The following is a 21675-nucleotide window of genomic DNA, read 5'->3' on the forward strand; positions in this document are numbered from 1 at the left end:
ATGAAAACTGTTATTGAAAATGAATTTGAAGCTCATTTAGAAACTATTTTAAAAGTTAAAGAAACTATGGTTGAACCATTACAAAAAGCTGCAGCCTTAATAGTTGAAACACTTAAAAATGGAAATAAAGTATTATTCTTTGGAAATGGTGGAAGTGCAGCAGACGCACAACATATTGCAGCAGAATTATCTGGAAGATACAAAACAGAAAGACGTGGACTTCCTGGTATTGCTCTTACAACTGATACTTCAGCTTTAACTGCTATTGGAAATGACTATGGTTATGATAGAGTTTTTGATAGACAAGTTGAAGCACTAGCTCAAAAAGGGGATTTACTTTTTGGTATTTCTACTTCTGGAAACTCTAAAAATGTTATAAATGCCTTTAAAGTAGGGCAAGAAATTGGTTGCAAAATTGTTGGTATGTCAGGACGTGATGGGGGAGCTATGAACGATTATTGTGATGTAAATTTAATTGTTCCTTCAAATGATACTCCAAGAATCCAAGAGATGCATATTCTTTTTGGTCATACAATTTGCCAAATAATAGATAATGAGTTATCATAAAATGCTTACTATAAACTATAAGACAAGAAATTCTCTTATAAGTAAACTTCTTGAAAAAGAAAATATAAAAGAAGTAAAAAAGCCATCTTTCTTTTCAAAACTTTTTGGAAAGAAAGAGTTTGCAGATATCTATTTTCATAGTGGAAATTTGGATGAACAATCCTTAGAAAATATTAAAAAAGCAAAAAAAGTTTTTGTAAACTCTCAAACTGTGCACCATGAATTACTTAAAAAATTTCAAGAAAATCTTGATAAGGTAGAAGTTTTATATCCAAGTGTAAATGTTGAGTATAAAAAACCAAAAGAAGTTAAATTAGCTTTTTGTGAAAAACAAAATATTGACCCTAAAAAGAAGATTGTTTTTTTTACAGCTAAGAATTTCAAAACTTCAGGTGTAAAAGAGTTTATTTCTATTGTTTTACAATTAAGTAGTGAAAATTACATAGCAGTAATAGAAGGTGATAAAAAGCAAATCACAAACTTAAGATTTCAATTATCAAAAATAAATGTAGAAGATAAGATTCTTTTATTAGAAGATTATGCAAATAAAGATGACCTTTTCTTAGCAAGTGATATTTTTATCTTACCTACATATAGTAAGAACTTTGCTTCAAACATCTTAAAAGCAATGTATTGTAAGTGTGCTGTTTTTGTAACTGCGTCAAATCCTGCAAAAGAGTTAGTTGATATTTTCTCTATGATGGAAAGTCCAGATGATAGAAGTATGCAGTTTAAAGTAGAAGCTTTACTTCAAAATAAAAATGATTTAAAACTAATAAAAAAACAAAATAGAAAAATAGCCAAAGAGTACTCTTTAGCTAATGCTTTAATAAAAGTTGAAAAAAGTATTTCTACTTTATAATCAATCCTTTCTAACTCTTAAAAATGAAGCAAACTTCGGTTTGCCATTTTTAGTAAAACCATAATATTTAAAACTAACTATTGTTCCTACTTTAAAAGATTTTTCTCTTTGTACTTTTGTAAAACCAGTTCCTAGATTAAATGTTGTTCCATTTTCTAATTTTACTTTTAAACTTTTAAGCACTCCTGTTTTTTTAGACATGTTTATACCTATAACTTCTCCTTCCATATCTGAAAAGTTTTTTACTTTTAGTATATTTGAACTTCTTCCACAAAAATAGTTCAAAGTAGGATTTTTTACTATTACACCTTCACCTTTTTTATTTGTAACTTCTTCCATAAATTTTTTTAAATGAGTTTTATCTTTTATTTTAATTTGTTTGATTACTTTTATATGTTGCAGTTTCTCTTTTTCTATATATTTTTGTACCAACTGTAATCTTGAAAGGAAATCTCCTTTTTGATGTGGTACTTCAAATATATTATATGTTATTTCCTTCCATTTCTTTGATGGTTTTTTATCCATTACGATACTTTGGATATTTTCAAAATCATCTCTTTTTGTCCACAACTCTCCATCAAGTTCAAAATCAGGTAAGTTTTTTATAAACCATTTAGGAGCATGGATTTTATTTCCTTTTCTTGTTAAAAGCTCTTTTGTGTTCCAGTAAGCTCTTATTCCATCAAGTTTTTCACTCATTACCCAATTTTTTATGTTATCATGTTGTTCATATTTTTTTGCCTTTTGTAAATCAAGGCCAAAAATAAAACTATTTAATATTAGTATTAAAAATAATTTGTTCATGCTAAACCTTTAAATAATAAAAAATATTATAATTATATGCCTTTAAAAAAAATTAAAGATTAAAGTATTGTTTAAACCAAACTTAAGAACAAAAGGGTATAATACGCGAATATTTTTCACTAAAAAAAATTAAGGAAAGAAAATGTCAAGAAGATGCGCTGTATCAGGAAAAGGACCTATGGTTGGAAACAACGTGAGTCACGCAAATAACAAAACAAAAAGAAGATTTTTACCGAACTTAAGAACTGTAAGAGTTACTTTAGAAGATGGTACAACTAGAAAAATCAAAATTTCAGCTAAAGAGTTAAGAACTCTTAAAAAGAACTCATAGAAAGCACATGTAAAGTGCTTTCATGAGCATTTTTAAACGAATAAAAAAAGCTCTTGGCTGGGAGATACGTTCAGCTAAACCAGAATATGACTTAAATCCAGTCATATATTCTCAACTTAAACCTTTTAGACTACCTCTTATTTTAGTACAAATGATTTTGATGATTGGTACATTTGGTTATGTGTACATTGAAGATTATTCAATTATGCATGCTATTTTTCAATCAGCTTATACTTTTACAACTACTGGATTTGGTTCCTTAAATGAAGAAAACTTTAGTAATGCAGGAATTGTTTTTACTGTAACACTTATGTTAGCAGGATTTGCTGTACTTACTTTTTCAGTGGGTATTTTAATTAGCACGATATCAAACGGTACTCTTTTTAAGTTAATAAAGGAAAGAAATATGCTTTACAAAATTGCAAGGCTAAGAAGACATTTTGTGATTTTTTATCACAATGAATATACTGCTCAGTTAGCAAGACAGTTTAATGAAAACCATATCCCATTTGTTGTTGTTGACCCAAGTGATGAAATTGAAGATATCGCAAAAGAGTGCAACTATCCATACTTTGTAAAAGAAGAACCATACAAAGAAGATGCATTTTTAAAATCACACTTAAGTTCAGCAAAGGGAGTTATTTCATTATCAAAGAATATTTCAAACAATATTACTTTGATTGCTTCTGTTAGATTATATGAAAAAGAGTTAGGACGAAGTCCTTTCTTAATCATTTCAAATGCAGAAACACAAAATGAAAAGATTAGACTTATGAAACTTGGTGCTGATAAAGTTGTTGCAACTCCTTCACTTATGGCAAAAAGAGTTTCTGCTATGGCAATTAGACCAGAGATGGAAAATGTACTTGAAGAGTTTTTATATAAAAGAGATACTCCTATTGATATGGAAGAAGCTTTTGTAAATGAAAACTCTTGGGCAATAAATAGAGAGATTAAAGATTTAAGATTAAGGGATAAAATCAAAGTATCTGTTATTGGAATTACAGAGAAAAAAGGTAGATTTATCCAAATGCCAAAGGGGTCTACTATAATTACATCAGAATCAAAATTACTTTTAGTAGGGAATCAAAAAGCAATCTCAAAAGCAAAAAGAATTATCTCTTTAGAAGAAAAACCAGACGACTTATAAAATAAAAGGATGATTAATGTTTACAATCTTACCAATAAAAGGTTATATAGACCAAATTGATGGTTTTTACTGTGATGGTATTCATGCAGGATTAAAACCAAATGGAAATAAAGACTTAGGTTTTATTTATTCTGATACTCTTTGTGATGTGGAAGCAGTTTTTACTAAAAATAAATTTCAAGCAGCTCCACTTAAGCATTATCAAATGTATGAAAAAGGTTTTCAGTCAAATTTTGTACTTATCAATTCTAAAAATGCAAATGCAATGACAGGACAAAAAGGAATTGATGATATAAATGAAATTTTTTCTTCTATAAATCACAAAATTGTAAATCCAATTATGAGTTCAACTGGGGTTATAGGAAATCCTCTTCCAAAAGAGAAAATTATTGTAGGAGCTAACTCTTTTGATTTAAGTTCAAAAAGTGGGCAAAATCTTTCAGAAGCTATTATGACAACAGATGCTTATCCTAAAACTTGCATGTATGAAGTAAAAATTGATGAAGAAAAGTCATTTAAAATAGGTGCAGTAGCAAAGGGTGCAGGAATGATAAATCCAAATCTTGCAACAATGCTTTGTTTTATTTGTACTGATGCAGCCATTCCAAAAGAAGATATGAAAGAACTTTTAGAAGAAGCTTCTCATACTACTTTTAATGCAATATCAGTTGATGGTGATACTTCTACAAATGATACAGTTCTTTTAATGTCTAATAAAAAATCTTTATCTTATGACAAAGAAGCATTTAAAGAGGTTTTAAAACTTGTAATGCATGATCTAGCAATGTTAATGGTTGCAGATGGGGAAGGTGCTAAAAAAGCAGTTGCTTTTGAAGTAGTAGGAGCAAAAAATGATGAAGAAGCTGAAACTGCTGCAAAAGCATTATCAAACTCACTTTTAGTAAAAACTGCACTTTTTGGAGAAGATCCAAACTTTGGAAGAATTGCATCAACTATTGGTGCAAGTCAAATTGAGTGTGATGAAACTAAATTAACTATTTCATATAATGACGTAAAAGTTTATGAAAATGGTGTTATTTTATTTGATGAAGTATGTGAAGCAAAAGCAGCAGAAGTACTTAAAAACTGTGAATTTAAGATTTTATGTGATATTGGATTAGGTGAAGGTAAGTTTACTGCATATGGGTGTGATTTAGGTTACAAATATGTTGAAATTAATGCTGATTATAGAAGTTAAATTTAAATATAATTAAGTGCTATACTGTTATAATAATTTAATACATTAATATTAAGGATTGAAAATGTTCCATGAATTTAGAGAAGAAATAACTGAATTAAAACAAAGTGATGCACACTTTATTAAAGTGTTTGAAAAACACAATGAATTAGATGAAGAAATTCAAGAAATGGAAAAAAACCTTGCTGATCAATTTGAAATTGAAAAAAAGAAAAAAGAAAAATTAAAACTAAAAGATGAAATTTATAATATTATTGTAAATTACAAAAAAGAGAACAATCTATAATTTTATAGATTATTTTATAAAAAGGATGGAAGTTTTTTACTTTCATCCTTTTTTTTTGCTTAAAAATACCGAGAACTAAGCCTTCTTTAGATAAAATATCTAAATTTTAGAACAAAGGCATTTATTAATGGAAAACCTTTTTGAAAATCAAGACATAATCGATATTAAGATAGAAGATAGTATCAAAGCTTCATATTTAGATTACTCTATGAGTGTTATTATTGGTAGAGCACTACCTGATGCAAAGGATGGACTAAAACCAGTTCACAGAAGAATACTTTATGCAATGCATGATTTAAATATGAGTTCAAGAAGCCCGTATAAAAAATCTGCAAGGATTGTAGGGGATGTAATTGGTAAGTACCACCCACATGGTGATAGCTCTGTTTATGATGCATTAGTAAGAATGGCACAAGATTTTTCAATGAGAGCACCATTAGTTGATGGGCAAGGAAACTTCGGTTCAATTGACGGCGATAATGCTGCTGCTATGAGGTATACAGAAGCTAGGATGACTAAAGTTTCTGAAGATATCTTAAAAGATATTGATAAAGATACAGTTAACTTTGTACCTAACTATGATGATACAATGAGAGAACCAGATGTATTACCAACAAGGGTTCCAACTCTTTTATTAAATGGTTCAGAAGGTATTGCTGTTGGTATGGCGACTAAGATTCCACCTCATAACTTAAATGAGTTATTACAAGGTGTTCTTCATATGATTGATAATCCAGAAACTACAGCTGATGAGTTAATGGAGTTTATCCAAGGTCCAGATTTCCCAACTGGTGGTACAATCTTTGGAAGAAGAGGTATTATTGACGCGTATAATACTGGACGTGGAAGAGTTAAAATTAGAGCAAAACACCACATTGAAACAAAAGGTAAAAAAGAAGTAATCGTTTTAGATGAACTTCCATACCAAGTAAATAAATCAAGACTTATTGAACAAATTGCAACACTTGCAAAAGATAAGCATATTGAAGGTATTTCAGAAGTAAGAGATGAGTCAGATAGAGAAGGTATTAGAGTTGTAATTGAACTTAAAAAAGATGCAATGAGTGAAATTGTATTAAATAACCTTTACAAATCAACTCCAATGGAAACTACCTTTGGTATTATTCTTTTAGCTGTTCATAACAAAGAGCCAAAAGTATTTAATTTACCAGAGTTGTTAAATGTATTCTTATCTCATAGAAAAACTGTAATTATTAGAAGAACAATTTTTGATTTAGAAAAAGCAAAAGCTAGAGCTCATATTTTAGAAGGTCTAAAAATTGCTTTAGATAATATTGATGAAGTTGTTAAAATTATTAGAGCTAGTGCAAATGATGCTGATGCAAAAGATAGTTTACAAAATAGATTTGGATTAAGTCCAATTCAATCACAAGCAATCTTAGATATGAGACTTGGAAGATTAACTGGTCTTCAAAGAGATAAGTTAGAAGCTGAGTATCAAGAGTTATTAGCACTTATTGCAGAACTAGAAGCTATTTTAAAATCTGAAGATAAATTAAATGAAATCATTAGAGAAGAATTATTAGAAATCAAAGAAAAATACTCTGAAGAAAGAAGAACAGAGATTGAAGACTCATATGATGAAATTGATATTGAAGATTTAATTCCAAATGAGCCAATGGTAGTTACTATTACTCATAATGGATATGTAAAAAGAGTTCCAATTAAGTCTTATGAAAAACAAAGAAGAGGTGGCAAAGGTAAAGTAGCTGTTACTACTCACGAAGATGACTTTATTGAGAAGTTCTTTGTTTCAAATACACATGATACTTTAATGTTTATTACAAATATGGGACAATTATACTGGTTAAAAGTATATAGAATTCCAGAAGGAAGTAGATCTGCTAAAGGTAAAGCAGTAGTTAACTTAATCAACTTAAGAGCTGATGAAAAAATTATGGCTATTTTACCAACATCAGATTTCGATGAGTCTAAATCTTTAGCGTTCTTTACTAGAAATGGTATTATTAAAAGAACATCATTAAAAGACTTTAGTAATATTAGATCAAATGGTGTAAGAGCTATTGTTCTTGATGATGCAGATGAAGTTGTAACAGCTAAGATTACAACTGTTGAAACTCAAAACCTAATGATTTTTACAAGTTTAGGTCAATGTATTAGATTTGATATTGAAAAAACAAGAGAGCAAGGAAGAACTACAAGAGGTGTTAGAGGTATTAAGTTTAAACATGACACTGACTTTGTAGTTGATGCTGAGATTATTGAAGATGATCAATATGAGTTATTAACAGTATCTGAAAAAGGTATTGGAAAAAGAACAACAGTAGATGAATACAGACTTACAAATAGAGCTGGTTCAGGTGTTATCTCTATGAAACTTCACCAAAAAACTGGAAATGTTGTTGGTGCAGTACTTGTTGATGAAACACAAGATTTAATGGCATTAACTTCTATTGGAAAAATGATTAGAGTTGATATGCAAACAATTAGAAAAGCTGGAAGAAATACTTCAGGTGTAATTATTGTAAATGTAGATGCAAAAGATAAAGTTGTTTCTATTGCAAAATGTCCAAAAGAACAAGATGAAGAATTAGATATTGAAAGTGCCGCTACAATGGATGGTATCGATTTAAATGAGTTTAATCTAGTAGATAAAAATGAAGAAATAAGTGAAGACCAAAACGATGGTTTAAATATTGACAATGACGAAAAAGGAAATGAATAATGAGAAAATTTAATGTAGCAGTCGTTGGTGCTACTGGTGCCGTTGGGGAAGAATTATTTAGAGTTTTAAAAGAGTATAATTTCCCTATCAATAAATTAGTTCCTCTAGCAAGTGCTAGAAGTGCTGGAGAAAAAATCGAATATGCGGGAAAAGAGTACACAGTTTTAGAATTAACTGATACTGTTTTTGAAGAGCAAGAAGTAGAGATTGCATTCTTTAGTGCTGGTGGAAGTGTATCTGAAAAATTTGCAAAATTTGCAGTTGATGCAGGTGCAGTTGTTATTGATAATACAAGCCACTTTAGAATGGATCCAAATGTTCCATTAGTAGTTCCAGAAGTAAATCCAGAAGATATTGCAAAATGGAGAGAAACAGGAATTATTGCAAACCCAAATTGTTCAACTATCCAAATGGTTATGTCATTAAAACCATTAGATGAATTATATGGAATTAAAAGAGTTGATGTATCAACTTATCAAGCAGTATCTGGTGCTGGTAAAACTGGTATGGAAGAACTTGTTAAACAAATGCAAGATTTCTTTGCTTTTAAATTAGATGAATCAAAAAAAGAAGCATTTGCTCACCAAATTGCTCTTAATGTAATACCACAAATTGATGTAGCTCAATCAAATGGTTTTACAAAAGAAGAGATGAAGATGATTAATGAAACTCAAAAGATTTTACATAAAGATGTTGCAGTTGCTGCAACTTGTGTAAGAGTTCCAGTATTAAGATCTCACTCTGAGTCTATTACAGTTACATTTGCTGATGATGTAGATGTAGATGTAAATGAAGTAAGAGAATCATTAGAAAGATTTGAAAATGTTGAAGTTATTGATGATTTAGAAAACAATGCATATCCAATGCCAATTATTTCAACTGATACAGATACTACTTATGTAGGTAGAATTAGAAAAGATGTTTACTCTCCTAATGTGGTACATTATTTTAATGTAGCTGACCAAGTAAGAGTAGGGGCAGCAACTAATGCTGTTAGAATTGCTATTAAATGGGTTGAAATGGAGAGCAATATTTAATGATAGAGAAACTATTCGAAAATTCACTGTGGGGAAGTAGATTTATTGTACTTCTTGCAGTGATTTTTGGATTAATCGGAGCTATAATACTTTTTATAGTTGCAAGTGTAGATATATATGAAGTTGCAAAGTATGTATATATAACATTTTCAACCGGTGCACATCCTGAAAATTTCCATGAAGATATAGTAGCAAATATTATAGGAGCAGTTGATTTATACTTAATTGCTGTTGTAATGCTGATTTTTTCTTTTGGATTATATGAACTTTTTATCTCAAAAATAGATGCAGCAGAGAAAGCTCATGAAGATGCAAGTACTATTTTAGCAATACATTCATTGGATCAATTAAAAGATAAAATAGCTAAAGTAATAGTTATGGTTTTAGTTGTGAACTTTTTTCAAAGAGTAATTCATACTGACTTTAAGACTCCACTTGAAATGATGTATTTTGCACTATCTATTACTGCTTTAGCAGTAGGACTTTACTTTATCGGTAAGGTACAAAAACACTAATTAACAAGGTAATTTATTATGTCAAAAATTTTTGTAGACGCATGTTTAAGAAAAGAAACTCCTTATACTCCTGTATGGATGATGAGACAAGCAGGAAGATATCTTCCTGAATATATGGAAGTTAGAGCTCAAGCAGGAAGCTTCTTAAAACTTTGCCATGACCCAAAAAAAGCTTGTGAAGTAACAATTCAACCACTTGATATAGTTGGAGTTGATGCAGCTATTTTATTTAGTGATATTCTTGTTATTCCAGATGAAATGGGAATGGATTTAGAATTTATTAAAGGTTTTGGTCCAAAATTTAATGATCCATTACAAACAGAAGAAGATTTAGATAGATTAATTGGTGGGGAAGAAGCTGCTGATAAATTAACTTATGTTTATGAAACAATTAAGTTATTAAAAAAAGAGTTACCAGAAGATAAAGCTTTAATTGGATTTACAGGCGCACCTTGGACTTTAGCAACTTATATGATTGAAGGACAAGGAACTAAAACATACAATATTTGTAAAAAAATGATGTATTCAAATCCTGAGTTTTTACATAAAATCTTAAGAAAAGTAACTGATGTAGTTAAACACTATATGATTAAACAAATTGAAGCTGGTGCTGATGTTGTTCAAATCTTTGATTCATGGGCTGCTGCAATTGAACCAGGAAAATATGATGAGTTTTCTTGGAAATATATGGTTGAGATTGCAGAGTATATTAAAGAAAAATATCCAGAGATTCCAGTTATTATGTTCCCTAAAGGTGTAGCTGCATTTATCGAAAGAGGTGGAGTTTATGGAAACTTTGATGTATTTGGTGTAGACTGGGGAACACCAATGGCTCTAGCAAAAGAAAAACTTGGTGACAAGTATGTATTACAAGGAAATATGGAACCTTGTAGATTATATTCAAAAGAAGCAACAACACAATGTGTAGAAGCTATTCAAAATGTAATGCAAGGTGAAGGTCATATCTTCAATCTAGGACATGGTATTTTACCTGATGTTCCTGTTGAAAATGCAAAACACTTTGTAAGTGAGTGTCAAAGGGTTTCAAAAAAGTAAATGTCTTATTCTAATAATATTATCTTTGGTCCTATTCCTTCAAGGAGATTTGGAATCTCTTTAGGAATAGACCTATCTCCTTCAAAAAAACAATGCAACTTTGACTGTCTATACTGTGAGCTTGAAAAAGCTAAAACAGTTGATACAATGACAACTTATCCAAGTGTTGAAGAAGTAATAGCAGAAGTAAAAGCCTCTTTTGAAAAACATCCTAAAATTGATGTTATAACTATAACTGCAAATGGTGAACCAACTTTATATCCAGATTTAGAAAGGTTGGTTGATGAACTTAATAAAATAAAAAAAGATGCAAAAACTCTTATTCTTTCAAATGGAAGTACAATCTATGATGAGAAGATTTACAAGGCACTTCTTAAAATTGATACTGTAAAGTTATCACTAGATTGTGTAAGTGAAAAGTGCTTTAAAAAACTTGATCGAATTCATAGTGGAATTGATATACAAAAGATAATTGACTATATGATTAGATTTAGTCAAGAAACTAAAAATATACTTGTATTAGAGGTTTTATTTGTAAAAACACTAAATGACAAAGATGAAGAGATAAAAGCTCTTTATGAGGCTATTAAGAAAATTAAACCACATAGAGTAGACATTGGTACTATTGATAGACCACCTGCATATAATGTAAAACCTGTGTCTTTTGAAACCTTAGAAAAAATAGCAGAAACCTTTGAAGGTATGAATGTAAATATAGCATATAAAAATAGACCAAAACTGCAATCAAGTTTTTCAGAAGAAGAAATAAAAAATATGCTAAAAAGAAGACCTCTTACACAAGAAGATATTAATAATATGTTTGATGAGGATTCAAAAAAATTATTAGAAAAATTAGTTTTAGAACAAGTAGTATCTCTTGTAGATAGCTCAGGTTTAAATTTTTATAAAAATTTGTAAATTTTCAAGAAAACCCTTGACAAAATTTACAAATTTTACTATACTTCCACTCCATTTAAAGAGGAAGTCAAATTCCGGCATAGCTCAGTGGTAGAGTAGATGACTGTTAATCATTTGGTCCCTGGTTCGAATCCAGGTGCCGGAGCCACTTAACACTTCACTTTAGATGATAAAAAACTTACATTCCGGCATAGCTCAGTGGTAGAGTAGATGACTGTTAATCATTTGGTCCCTGGTTCGAATCCAGGTGCCGGAGCCACTTTTTATTGTAACCCCTACAAATAGAATATTCCAACCTTAACTTTTTCATTGATTGCCAGTTTGACTGCCAACGATTGACAAATTTTTTATATACTTTTAATTTCTTATAAAAATAATTTTTTCTTACTTTACAAATTAAAATAATAAGTGATTGCCAAATCGACTGCCAAACTAGATAATAGAGTTTAAAAAAACACCTCTTTTAATATGCGGTTTCTTCATGTATCTAGCATATTTTGATAAGGTTGTTGTAGAGTCAATATGACCCATCATATTAGCTACCCAAAGGATATCTTCATTCTCTATCATCATTGTTGCAAAAGAGTGTCTTGTATGATATATAGGTCTATACTTGAAATCACATTTTGCAAGAAGTTTTTTCCAATATGTATTTCTTAACCTTTTAATATCATAATAATGATTACCCTCTTTATTTAAAAAAACAAACTCACTTATATCTGCTGTTCTTTCATATTGTTCTTTTAAAAATGGGATTAGTGTATCAATCATATCAATAGTCCTAATACTATTAATAGTTTTTGGAAGTCTTATTAGACCCATCTTAATACTTCTTCTAATAGTGATTTCTTTTTTCTCAAAATCTATATCTTCCCATTTTAAACCTATTAATTCTCCACTTCTAGCACCAGTCAAAAATGCAGTTGCAAGAAAGTTTTTAAATTGTCCTTCTGCATTAGATAGAAGAATTTTAATTTCTTCAATTTTGAAAGGTTGAATTTCAGGAGGAGCAACTCTAGGAGCTCTTACTCTAAGTAGAGGATTTTTATCTATAATTTCATCATCTATCGCATCATTAAAAAGTCTAGACATTACTTTTCTAACTGTTTTAACTCTACTAGGACTAAGTTTTTTAATTGTTATTAAATCACTTTGCCATTTTTTTAAGTCAGATGGTTTTATCTCATATATTCTTTTGTGTCCGAAAACACTTTTTATATGATTTTTATAGATACTTTTATAATCAGCAGTTGTATCTTCATTTCTGTATGATTTATGCATTTCTATTGATGTATGAATAAATTCATCAACTGTTAACATTTTACTTTGAAAGAACTCACTTGAATTTTCTTCAAGTGCTAAAAGCATTTTAGGAATAATATGATTTTCTGCTTTTCTAATATTTTCTTTTGTAGCAGGCAAACCAAGTGATTTTCTTTGTCTTCTTCCTTCATCATCGACAAAGTCTACTCCTAAATATTTACTTCCATTTTTTGTTTTTGTTATTCTTAATTTTACTTTTGACATTGATTATCCTTTTTCAGATAACCATTATCATCATAAATACAAATGTAATTATAATCCATAATAGTTAAATAATCAAAATATTATTTTCTAATAGAAGATATAATCTCCTCAATAGTTTCATCTATATTTAGATTTGTAGTAGTCTTTGGACTTTCTCCTTCAATCCATTTATCAAGTTCATATCTATTAAAGATAAGCTTTTTTATCTTTTTATGAAAATGTACACCTTGAACAAACTCCCCAGAGCTAATTAGTTTTCTAATATTCTCTTCTGAGTAGCTAATATACTTAGCTGTTTCACTTACAGATAGCCACTTCTTTTCATTAGATACTTTTTCTTCAAGAGTATTGATTTTTTCTAATATAGTGTTTATTTTTTCAAGATTTTCAAACGAGATGTTCATAATGCACCTCCTTAGTTGAAACATTAGGAACTAAATCTCTTTTAAGAGCTTCTTTTAATGTAACTTCATAAATATCTTTATTCCTTTTTGATTCATGTTGGGTTTCTTGAACCTTTTCTAAATATCTAAGTAAATCATAATCACTTAGTGTTGATACAGATATAGTCTTAATTGGTTCAATTATTGTCTTATCTTCTAATTGTCTAAGATGTTGTTTTGAGTTATCAGGATTAATTACTTCTATATCTATATATCTTTTCTTTAGTTCTTTCTTTGATGTTGTTTTATTTAATGAATCTTTTGCTTTTGTAAATAAGCTAGATAAGTATTCACTATCTATTAGTAGATTATTTATAAATGCTTTTCTAAGTAAAGCTATATATTCAAACTCAAATCTGTTTTCATCATAAGTAGATACTTTTCTTTTTACTCTTTTTAAACATATACTTGATTGTAAGAAAGATACTATATTAAACTCATCTTTTACCTCCTTGCCATAAGCTATGAGTTTTTGCTTTATACTTATTATGTTTTAAAGTATCCTCTGTAATAGATGTTGTATCTATTAGTCTTATATCTTCCATAGCTTGATTAAATAGATTCTTTGCATTATGTAGTAAGTCTTCTACTGTTAATATCTCATAGGCTCTTAAATGAGTTCTATTCATTTGAAACTCTATATTAAATAATGGCTCATCTAAACTAAGGTCATTATTTAAAAAGTACTCATTCATAAGCTCATACTTCTTTGACTTCTTAAGCTCCAAACCTTTATTATAAATTCTTAGTTTAAATGGCTCTTTTCCTACATAGATAGTTTGTGTACTGTTTGCATCTCCTATCTCATTTATAGTTGAATACTTTCTCTTTCTTGTACTAAACATATCTTTTGAAATAAAAGATAAGTCATACTGTATAAAACAGTTTATATCTGCTCTTGTAACTGGTATATAATCACTTATATACCCTTTTAGCATATCTTTTAGTAAAGTAATCAATGAACTAATACCAAGAGTATAAATACCATTTCCTTGAAGCTGTACTCTTATATCATTTAAACCTCTGTTTTTATACTTGTCTTTAAATCCAATTCTAAAAAACTCATTTAAATCTTTAAACCAATAAAAGCCTTCCTTCTTTCCTAAATAGTTTAAATGTATATCTTCTATAGTAATAGATATATCATTGTTCTCATATTCAATCTCTCTTTTCTCAAACTTTCCTTTTATATCTTCTATTTGGTCTAAAATATCTAAAAATAAATCATCATAGTTTTCATTAGATTCAAAGAAGAAATATAAAGTATCAATGCCATAAAGTTTTTTTATTTCACTCATGTTTTTTTTCTCCTTGTGTTTAAGCAAGGGGTATTACTAATAACCCCTTACTTTTTTTGTTGCGACACCTTTAAAAAAATTTAATAAACCTCCGTTTATCAAGATTTTTTATAAAGAGTGTCCCCATAGATTAAAGACCATAGAAACTATATTTTGAAGAAATGATTCCTACATCAACTTCAACCTCTTTGTTCTCTTTTCCTTTGTATAACTCAATCTTTGAATCAGGAATAGAGATTGTATGAAGCTCTTTTACTTTTGTTCCATTTGCTCTTACAACTTCTACAAGTATCTGGAGCTTCGCCTTTATATCTACTTCTAATCCATCCTCTTTTTTATACTTGCTTTTACCAATTGTATTAATTAGTAATCCTTTTAGTTTTAACATTGTTTATCCTTTGTGTGTTGTTTGGATAACGCGTTATCTTTTGTGTAATTACAGAAAGAAGTTTAATTGGATTTATTTTTTTTTAGAAGTTAATTTGCCTAGTCAATGACTAGTGAAATTAAATATTTTCAAAGATAGGGTGTTTTTTATAGTTTGATTTTGTTCTGTATTCAAGTATTTCTAAACCATTGAAAAAGTCCCTTGTTTGTACTTGTTTTTCAATATGTTTTTTTGAAAGGTTTGAATTAAACATATAATCAAAGAATGAATTTAAAAGATTATTTATACACTTAGCTAATGTAGTATATGGAATATGTTTGTTCAAATTTAAAGTTATATCAGCTAAAACTCCTTTTTTATAAAGGATAAAAGAGCTAATCTGACAACTTCTAAAAATCTGTGTATCTTCAAGTTTTGAAGCAGAGTTTAGAAAGTTTCTTTGATTGTATAAAGTATCAATCTTTTCTTTGTTCTTTTCTAAAAATGTATCTTTGTCTATGTAGTTTAATACATAATACATTGCACTTATTTCTAAAGGATTACTGTTAAATTCATTATAGATATTTAATGCAGTTTGAGAAGATGGAGTATTATTTATTAGTTGATAATCTTTTAGTGTTTTTATTTTAGGAGTTATTGCTTCAATAACTTTTGGATGTTTGGTTTTTGCTATACCTCTTTGTATTGCACAATCAATTTGTTCTAACTCACTTAAATTATTTAAAGCTTCAAGATGTGAAAAGATTTTTTCAAGAAGAATGGTTAACCTGTAGAATACTCTTTTATCATTCATGATACATGACTTATCATATTTAATTAACTCTTTAAATACTTCAATTTGTTCATCTTGAAAGTCATATTCATACATTGATAAAGTATTTTCTAAAATAGAGTTTTCTTCTTTTTTAGAATCAATATATTCAAGAGTTTTTGTAATGTTATATATATCTAGGATAAGTTCTTTAACTTCCTCATAGTTAACATCATCTTTAAACTCTTTTAGGCTTTCATCTATAAACGTCGATATAGAGTTAAAAGTATCCTCTAATTTCAATAAAGAGTTTATCTTTTTGTTAAAAAGTTTATTCATATCTTTTTCTTTAGATAACTATTTTAATTATAGAATAAATTACCATAATTTTTATTATATATAAATAATAAATTAGTATAATATTTATTATGGAGAAGACATGAATATTTGTAATAAAAGAGGCTGTAATAGAGAAGTTTATAATGAATATAAGCAATGTATATTTCATTGTGATAAAAGTAGTTTTGAATCAATTGATATAAATTTATTTTGGGACGAAATTAGAAATACTTATGTATCCTATTCAGGTTTTAATCATCAAATAATTACTAATGAAGTTCAAGTTAGTAATGTTGTTTTCCCAATATTTCAAGATAGAAACTATTCACGAGGTTTAAATTTTTACAAATCAAGAGACTTTCATCGCTATCAACATAATAAAGATATATACTTTACTAAATGTATCTTTAGTGATGATTTTGATTTTAGTAATTTTAATATAAATGCTAAACTCATTTTTAAAGATTGCACATTTTATGGTGATATAAAAGCAAATTTAATAAAAAATCTAGAATTAATTAATTGTGAGTTTAAATCTGAACTTAATGCATATAGTTTTAAATGTGATGACATTTTGATAGAAAATACAAAGTTTATCAAAGAAGTACATATAAATATTAATAATAATTTAGAAATAAATAAAAATGTAATATTTAGGAATAATTTTTTTGTTCAGGGAAATAGTTTTATTAATGTCGATATTTCAAATACACAGTTTGATAAACATTTTGAAATAAGAAATACTGAGCTAATTAACATTAGTGACTCTTTATTTAAATCAAGTGTTAAATTTACTAATGAAAATAAAGAAATAAAAATATCTAACCTTATATTTCCTAAAGATGTAAGCTTTGAAAAATCAAACAATGTGGAAATTAAAAAAGTTAAGTTTAATGCAAAGATTGACTTTATTAATGAATCTATTAATAATATTTTATTTGATGAAAGTGAATTAAACTCTTTATCTTTAAATTGTTCAAATAAAGTTATCTTTACAAATACTAAAGTTAATGATTTTATTAATTTAGATGAAGTTTATGATTCTTTTGAAATTTATAATTGTAAAGTAAAAAATAAAATCATTACAAGTCATATTAAAAATGCAAAAGTCAATAACTTATTTTTAGATGGTTCTTATACTCAAAGTCAACCCTGTAATGATTTTTATATAAATAATTCTGAAATCAAAAGTCTTAAAATAGGTACAACTAACAAAATTGATATATTAAATTGTTCTATTAATGATGAAGTTAATTATTTTGGAGATAGTTGTAATACACTTACAATAAAACAACTTTCTTGTAAAAGAGTTTCAATAAATAAAGTTGATAATTTGATATTAGAAGAAGTGAAAAAATATCCAGAAATAATATTAAAAAATGACACATATTCAGATGTTAATATAAAAAAATCTAGATTACAAAAATTAGAGTCTTTAGGTATTGTAAATAAATTACATATATTGAATGATACTATAGTTAAAAAACTTGAACTTATTAAAGAATGTGAACAAGTAGTTTTAAATAAGGTAAAGATTAAAGAAGATTGTATTTTCCCAACTATAAAACTTTTAGAAATGGATAATAAGAGTGTTTTTTTTAAATCAGTGCTTTTTAACGAACTAGGTAATGTAAGCATTAAAGAAACTAAATTTAATGAAGAAGTTAAATTTGAAAAAAAAGTAAATGTCTTAAGTATTATTGATAATTCATTATTTAAAGGCAGTTTATTATTTAGTGGTATTGATAGTTTAAGTATTATAAAAAGTGAAATATATGAGAGTGTTATTTTTAGTGAACAAATTTATAAATCAATAAGTATAGTTGATTCAGAAATTAATTCAAATATTGATTTTAAGTATTCAAAAGTAGAAAATCTAAAAATTGAGTCAACAGATACAAAAAATATTAAAACTATAATTGATGGAGTGATTGATTTTACACATTGTTATTTAGAGAATATAGAATTTAGTAATACAATTTTTAATAGAGATATTTTATTTAATTTTCTGAACAATAGATTGGTTTTTAATAAGCTAAAGAATGTATATTTTAACAATAAAATAATTATAAATAAAGTTACAATAAAAGATTTATTTAAAGACTCAATTAATTTAAAAATAAATAGCTTAGATATTAGTAATTCAAATTTATCTAAGCAAATTACAAACAAAGAATCAACAGATAAGACAATTGTCATTAAAGAGATTGAAATAGATAATTTTAAATTAAAAGAAGTAGTAATTGAAAACGACTTAAATCTAGAAAATTTAAAAATTAGCAAATTAGAGCTTCATAATTCAAATTTTGAAAAAATATTTAGAATTAAACACTCTTTTATTAAAGAAATAGAAAGTAAAGATAATATCTTTGAAGATTTACAAATAATTGATAATAAATATAATCGTTACAAAAATGAAAAAAGAGATATAAGTTTATTTAACACTACAATAAAAAGCGGAGTATTTGATAAGTTAAAATTTAATGATTTTATTATGAATGATGCACATGTCAGTGAAGCAAAAATTGGTTATGTAGAATTTGATAATGCAAGTAGGGAGACTAATAGGTTTTTCAAAAACTATTATGATTCTATAAGTGATTATATTACTGCAAATAAATATTATCAAAAAGAAATGATTGAGCAAATGAAAGATTGTAAAAATTGGAACTCTTCAGAATGGTGGATTTTATTATTTAATAAAGGTATATCTAATTTTGGTCAAAGTTGGTTATTACCTTTATTTTGGATATTTATCGCTACTTTAATTTTATATAGAATTGCTAACTTTGATTTGTTGTCCTTAGATGGTTTTAGACAAAATCATATTTTATGGATGTTCAATGATATCTTAAAGTTTTCAAATCCGTTTACTAAAAAAGTCTCAGTTGATTATGGGCAATTTTATTGGGCATGGATGTTTCATAAATTACTTATGACTATTTTTATTTATCACTTTATTGTAGCAGTAAAAAGAAAAACTAGAAGGTAGATAAATGAAGTTTAGAAAATTTTTATTAAAATTAAGTCTATTTATACTTAAAGATATACAAATAAAAAAAAGTAAGCAATTTACTGTAAATGAATCTTATGATATATTAAAGGATTCCTCTTCTAATATTAAAAATCATATATTATTTTATATTCCTATTTTATTATTTTTTTTTAATATAGTTCTTTCTATCTCAAATAAACAGATTTTTATAAATAGTTCTAATTTTAAACTCCCTTTTTTTAATTTAGAAATTAATATAACTATATTAATAATCACACTTCCTTTCTTATTATTTTATTTGCAGTACATACTTTTATTTAATATAAAAGCACATTATAAAAAAGTAAAGTATTTTATGAAGTTCTATAGTGTAAAATCAGATGGTATTTTGATGCCATTACCTTTTATTAACAATCTAACAAGCAGTAATATAAATATAATTAGATTATTACTACTAGAAATATTTATATTAATTATTCCTTTTAGCATTCTTTTCACTTTAACCAATATTTCTATGAAGTTTAATAATGAAATAATGACATTTATTGTCCTATCATGGTTCTTTTTATTAACAATTATCTCTTCTCATTATAGTTCTGTAATTATTATGATAATAAATGATTATAAAAAAACTCATTATTATAGGAATAATTTTATAGTAAGATTTATATCAATTATATGTATCTTTGTATTTTTTATATATGTAAAGGATGATTTTAATAAAATATTTATAATCAATCAAAACCTATCTCAAGAATCAAATAATATAATTGTTTCAAAAAATGCTAAAGCTTCTGAACTTAAGGTTTTAAATGCAGTAGGAGAAAATTTAAATGATAGAAGTTTTAAAAATTTAGAATTTTATGGAACTTCATTAATAAACTATAAGTTTAGAAACGTGGAAATTGAGAAATCAGTATTTAAAAATGTTGACTTTACAAATTCTAAATTTAATCATATTATTTTTTTTAACAGTACTTTTGATAATAGTAGTTTTAAAGGAACCAAATTTACTCAAGATATTATTGAAAGGTCTTCTGAATATAATAATAAAGGAATTTGGAATAAATTTTCTAGTCCACAAGAAATTTTTGATTTAAAGTTTAAACAGGTTAAGTTTAATAACAATAGTATTTTGGATGGAGCATTTTTTAATCATATTGAAATTGAAGATAGAGTCATCTTTGATGATTCCAGTTTAAAAGCAGTTCATTTTCATCCTTATTTTTATTTAAATGAAAAAGGTGAAAAAGCAAAAGTTTACTTTGATAATTCTGATATACGAGGAGCTAACTTTTTTATCTCTAAAGATAACTTATCTAATTTGAATTTTAATAATAGTAGATTGAATGGAAGTTTTTTCAACTATATAACTCGTGATATATTTTTAAAAAAGAATTTAGAAGTAAAAAATATTAGAGGTATTCTCTTTAGGAATGAATTGGAAGATAAAGTAAAAGTTGACTCTTTTATTAAGGAAAGAAAAAAAATTATTTGTGAAAATTATTTTATTTACAGAAGTTTAATTAACTTCAATATAAATGAAGCAGAAGTTTTTAATTCAAATTATAAAACAAGTATTATGAAAAAAGTTTTAGATACTTGCCCTAGATTTTTATATTATTAATTTATCTTAAGTTCATATTGTGGAGTAAAAATGCTTAAATCAAAAAATGAAGAGTTATTTATAGAATTATATAGTTTTGAACAATTAACATACAGTAATATTGAAAAAAGAATGAATATTAGTCGTAAAGAAGTGCAAGAACTTCATAATCAATTACAGGAACAAATTTCAAGTATTCAAAAGATTAGAAATAGATTTAATTCTAAAAAAAATCTAGCAAATTTTGGTTTTAAAGACTTTAGAAGTTTTTATACTTGGTATAAAAAACAACCAAATACTTGTTGTTATTGTGGTGTTAATCAAGAGGATGCAGTTAATAGTAAAGTTTATAAAAACCTTAAAAGAAAGACAAGAGCTATATCGTTAGAAATTGAAAGAGTAGTTACTTTCCCTGAGTTTAAAAACATATATTCACCATCAAATTGTAGACTTGCTTGTCATATTTGTAATAATGCAAAAAGTGATTTCTTAACTCCTAGTGAATTTAAATTTATTGCGATAGGAATAAACAAATTTTGGAGTAGTAAGATAAAAAAGGAAGTTATTTTCCCTGCTGAGGTATATAATACTTTTAATTCAGAATAAAGATTTTAAAATAATTTTTTTATTTAAAAAAATTGATTGCCAAAAATTGTTTTTAAATACTATTATATACTAAATAGTACAAAATATAAAATATATAGAAAGTCTGTATTTACGATGATATAGGCTATCTATTGGTTTTATTTGGTATTTCCAGGTGCCGGAGCCACTTACATTTTTGAAAATAAATCATTTAACTAAATATTTTTTTAATTAATTCATTAAAAGTTTTATTCTGTCATGTGCAAACATATGTTCTCTCATAAAAGAAAAATTCTATCCTATCATTTCTAT

The 21675-nt window shown here is 26.8% G+C and carries 20 protein-coding genes and 2 tRNA genes; 16 read left to right on the plus strand and 6 right to left on the minus strand.

Translation table 11 applies throughout. The annotated features are described in order from the left end of the window. Positions 1-567, plus strand: coding sequence for a D-sedoheptulose 7-phosphate isomerase (gmhA, locus tag CRV01_RS05540; protein ID WP_129007237.1), 567 nt, complete (start codon positions 1-3; stop codon positions 565-567). Beyond that, on the plus strand, positions 554-1429 hold the full coding sequence (locus CRV01_RS05545) for a glycosyltransferase (protein ID WP_258238322.1): 876 nt from the start codon (positions 554-556) through the stop codon (positions 1427-1429). Before gmhA ends, CRV01_RS05545 begins: the two co-directional genes overlap by 14 nt. Here the strand turns inward: CRV01_RS05545 and CRV01_RS05550 are convergent, their stop codons facing one another. After that, a complete protein-coding gene (locus tag CRV01_RS05550; RefSeq protein ID WP_129007239.1) occupies positions 1430-2233 on the minus strand; it encodes a DNA ligase in 804 nt (267 codons plus the stop codon). A 142-nt stretch (positions 2234-2375) separates the two neighbouring features. Between CRV01_RS05550 and rpmB the strand changes: the two genes are divergently transcribed. The 11 genes from rpmB to CRV01_RS05605 all read left to right on the plus strand — a co-directional run bounded on the left by rpmB (position 2376) and on the right by CRV01_RS05605 (position 11690). Then, on the plus strand, positions 2376-2564 hold the full coding sequence (rpmB, locus tag CRV01_RS05555; protein WP_129007240.1) for a 50S ribosomal protein L28: 189 nt from the start codon (positions 2376-2378) through the stop codon (positions 2562-2564). A 22-nt stretch (positions 2565-2586) separates the two neighbouring features. Next, entirely contained in the window at positions 2587-3714 is a 1128-nt protein-coding gene (locus CRV01_RS05560; RefSeq protein ID WP_129007241.1) for a TrkA family potassium uptake protein, read from the plus strand. A 16-nt stretch (positions 3715-3730) separates the two neighbouring features. Beyond that, the gene (gene argJ, locus CRV01_RS05565) at positions 3731-4912 is read left to right on the plus strand and encodes a bifunctional glutamate N-acetyltransferase/amino-acid acetyltransferase ArgJ (protein WP_129007242.1); all 1182 of its coding nucleotides are present in this window, start codon (positions 3731-3733) and stop codon (positions 4910-4912) included. 64 nt (positions 4913-4976) lie between these two features. Beyond that, complete coding sequence (locus CRV01_RS05570) at positions 4977-5198, plus strand: YdcH family protein (RefSeq protein WP_129007243.1); 222 nt, start codon at positions 4977-4979, stop codon at positions 5196-5198. A gap of 127 nt (positions 5199-5325) precedes the next feature. After that, positions 5326-7905: a DNA gyrase subunit A gene (gene gyrA / locus CRV01_RS05575; RefSeq protein WP_129007244.1), complete on the plus strand. Its 2580-nt coding sequence runs from the start codon at positions 5326-5328 to the stop codon at positions 7903-7905. Further along, positions 7905-8942 carry an aspartate-semialdehyde dehydrogenase gene (locus tag CRV01_RS05580; protein WP_129007245.1) on the plus strand — a complete coding sequence of 346 codons (1038 nt, stop codon included), beginning with the start codon at positions 7905-7907 and terminating at the stop codon, positions 8940-8942. Before gyrA ends, CRV01_RS05580 begins: the two co-directional genes overlap by 1 nt. Continuing rightward, positions 8942-9457, plus strand: coding sequence for a YqhA family protein (locus CRV01_RS05585; protein WP_258238323.1), 516 nt, complete (start codon positions 8942-8944; stop codon positions 9455-9457). Before CRV01_RS05580 ends, CRV01_RS05585 begins: the two co-directional genes overlap by 1 nt. Positions 9458-9475: 18 nt before the next feature. Then, entirely contained in the window at positions 9476-10513 is a 1038-nt protein-coding gene (gene hemE, locus CRV01_RS05590) for a uroporphyrinogen decarboxylase (RefSeq protein ID WP_129007246.1), read from the plus strand. Further along, the gene (locus tag CRV01_RS05595) at positions 10514-11431 is read left to right on the plus strand and encodes a radical SAM protein (protein ID WP_129007247.1); all 918 of its coding nucleotides are present in this window, start codon (positions 10514-10516) and stop codon (positions 11429-11431) included. It abuts the gene before it with no gap. A gap of 73 nt (positions 11432-11504) precedes the next feature. Beyond that, a tRNA-Asn gene (locus CRV01_RS05600) sits at positions 11505-11579 on the plus strand. A gap of 36 nt (positions 11580-11615) precedes the next feature. After that, positions 11616-11690 (plus strand) — tRNA-Asn (locus tag CRV01_RS05605). A 173-nt stretch (positions 11691-11863) separates the two neighbouring features. On the opposite strand, the gene CRV01_RS05610 is transcribed toward CRV01_RS05605, so the two are convergent. The 5 genes from CRV01_RS05610 to CRV01_RS05630 all read right to left on the minus strand — a co-directional run bounded on the left by CRV01_RS05610 (position 11864) and on the right by CRV01_RS05630 (position 16177). Beyond that, entirely contained in the window at positions 11864-12958 is a 1095-nt protein-coding gene (locus tag CRV01_RS05610; protein WP_129007248.1) for a site-specific integrase, read from the minus strand. Positions 12959-13038: 80 nt separating this feature from the next. After that, positions 13039-13362: a helix-turn-helix domain-containing protein gene (locus CRV01_RS05615; RefSeq protein WP_164970016.1), complete on the minus strand. Its 324-nt coding sequence runs from the start codon at positions 13360-13362 to the stop codon at positions 13039-13041. Positions 13363-13838: 476 nt separating this feature from the next. Continuing rightward, positions 13839-14699, minus strand: a complete 861-nt coding sequence (locus tag CRV01_RS13840; protein WP_258238324.1) for a hypothetical protein — start codon at positions 14697-14699, stop codon at positions 13839-13841. 130 nt (positions 14700-14829) lie between these two features. Next, a complete protein-coding gene (locus tag CRV01_RS05625) occupies positions 14830-15087 on the minus strand; it encodes a hypothetical protein (RefSeq protein WP_129007250.1) in 258 nt (85 codons plus the stop codon). Between the two features lie 118 nt (positions 15088-15205). Beyond that, complete coding sequence (locus CRV01_RS05630) at positions 15206-16177, minus strand: hypothetical protein (protein WP_129007251.1); 972 nt, start codon at positions 16175-16177, stop codon at positions 15206-15208. A 100-nt stretch (positions 16178-16277) separates the two neighbouring features. On the opposite strand from CRV01_RS05630, the gene CRV01_RS05635 reads away from it, so the two are divergent. The 3 genes from CRV01_RS05635 to CRV01_RS05645 all read left to right on the plus strand — a co-directional run bounded on the left by CRV01_RS05635 (position 16278) and on the right by CRV01_RS05645 (position 21384). Continuing rightward, entirely contained in the window at positions 16278-19169 is a 2892-nt protein-coding gene (locus tag CRV01_RS05635; protein ID WP_129007252.1) for a hypothetical protein, read from the plus strand. A gap of 358 nt (positions 19170-19527) precedes the next feature. Next, positions 19528-20799 carry a pentapeptide repeat-containing protein gene (locus CRV01_RS05640; protein WP_164970017.1) on the plus strand — a complete coding sequence of 424 codons (1272 nt, stop codon included), beginning with the start codon at positions 19528-19530 and terminating at the stop codon, positions 20797-20799. A 30-nt stretch (positions 20800-20829) separates the two neighbouring features. Next, complete coding sequence (locus CRV01_RS05645; protein WP_129007254.1) at positions 20830-21384, plus strand: hypothetical protein; 555 nt, start codon at positions 20830-20832, stop codon at positions 21382-21384. The last annotated feature ends 291 nt before the right edge of the window (positions 21385-21675 follow it).

The sequence above is a fragment of the Arcobacter sp. CECT 8983 genome, assembly GCF_004118855.1.
Classification (GTDB): domain Bacteria; phylum Campylobacterota; class Campylobacteria; order Campylobacterales; family Arcobacteraceae; genus Halarcobacter.

Bases quoted from the DNA above. Each gene is read 5' to 3' on its own strand.
- CRV01_RS05635 (WP_129007252.1), top strand. From the start codon at position 16,278: ATGAATATTTGTAATAAAAGAGGCTGTAATAGAGAAGTTTATAATGAA.
- CRV01_RS05595 (WP_129007247.1), top strand. From the start codon at position 10,514: ATGTCTTATTCTAATAATATTATCTTTGGTCCTATTCCTTCAAGGAGA.
- CRV01_RS05630 (WP_129007251.1), bottom strand. From the start codon at position 16,177: ATGAATAAACTTTTTAACAAAAAGATAAACTCTTTATTGAAATTAGAG.
- CRV01_RS05580 (WP_129007245.1), top strand. From the start codon at position 7,905: ATGAGAAAATTTAATGTAGCAGTCGTTGGTGCTACTGGTGCCGTTGGG.
- gyrA (WP_129007244.1), top strand. From the start codon at position 5,326: ATGGAAAACCTTTTTGAAAATCAAGACATAATCGATATTAAGATAGAA.
- hemE (WP_129007246.1), top strand. From the start codon at position 9,476: ATGTCAAAAATTTTTGTAGACGCATGTTTAAGAAAAGAAACTCCTTAT.
- rpmB (WP_129007240.1), top strand. From the start codon at position 2,376: ATGTCAAGAAGATGCGCTGTATCAGGAAAAGGACCTATGGTTGGAAAC.
- CRV01_RS05560 (WP_129007241.1), top strand. From the start codon at position 2,587: ATGAGCATTTTTAAACGAATAAAAAAAGCTCTTGGCTGGGAGATACGT.
- CRV01_RS05550 (WP_129007239.1), bottom strand. From the start codon at position 2,233: ATGAACAAATTATTTTTAATACTAATATTAAATAGTTTTATTTTTGGC.
- CRV01_RS05615 (WP_164970016.1), bottom strand. From the start codon at position 13,362: ATGAACATCTCGTTTGAAAATCTTGAAAAAATAAACACTATATTAGAA.
- CRV01_RS05640 (WP_164970017.1), top strand. From the start codon at position 19,528: ATGAAGTTCTATAGTGTAAAATCAGATGGTATTTTGATGCCATTACCT.
- CRV01_RS05645 (WP_129007254.1), top strand. From the start codon at position 20,830: ATGCTTAAATCAAAAAATGAAGAGTTATTTATAGAATTATATAGTTTT.
- gmhA (WP_129007237.1), top strand. From the start codon at position 1: ATGAAAACTGTTATTGAAAATGAATTTGAAGCTCATTTAGAAACTATT.
- CRV01_RS13840 (WP_258238324.1), bottom strand. From the start codon at position 14,699: ATGAGTGAAATAAAAAAACTTTATGGCATTGATACTTTATATTTCTTC.
- CRV01_RS05625 (WP_129007250.1), bottom strand. From the start codon at position 15,087: ATGTTAAAACTAAAAGGATTACTAATTAATACAATTGGTAAAAGCAAG.
- CRV01_RS05545 (WP_258238322.1), top strand. From the start codon at position 554: ATGAGTTATCATAAAATGCTTACTATAAACTATAAGACAAGAAATTCT.
- CRV01_RS05610 (WP_129007248.1), bottom strand. From the start codon at position 12,958: ATGTCAAAAGTAAAATTAAGAATAACAAAAACAAAAAATGGAAGTAAA.
- CRV01_RS05585 (WP_258238323.1), top strand. From the start codon at position 8,942: ATGATAGAGAAACTATTCGAAAATTCACTGTGGGGAAGTAGATTTATT.
- argJ (WP_129007242.1), top strand. From the start codon at position 3,731: ATGTTTACAATCTTACCAATAAAAGGTTATATAGACCAAATTGATGGT.
- CRV01_RS05570 (WP_129007243.1), top strand. From the start codon at position 4,977: ATGTTCCATGAATTTAGAGAAGAAATAACTGAATTAAAACAAAGTGAT.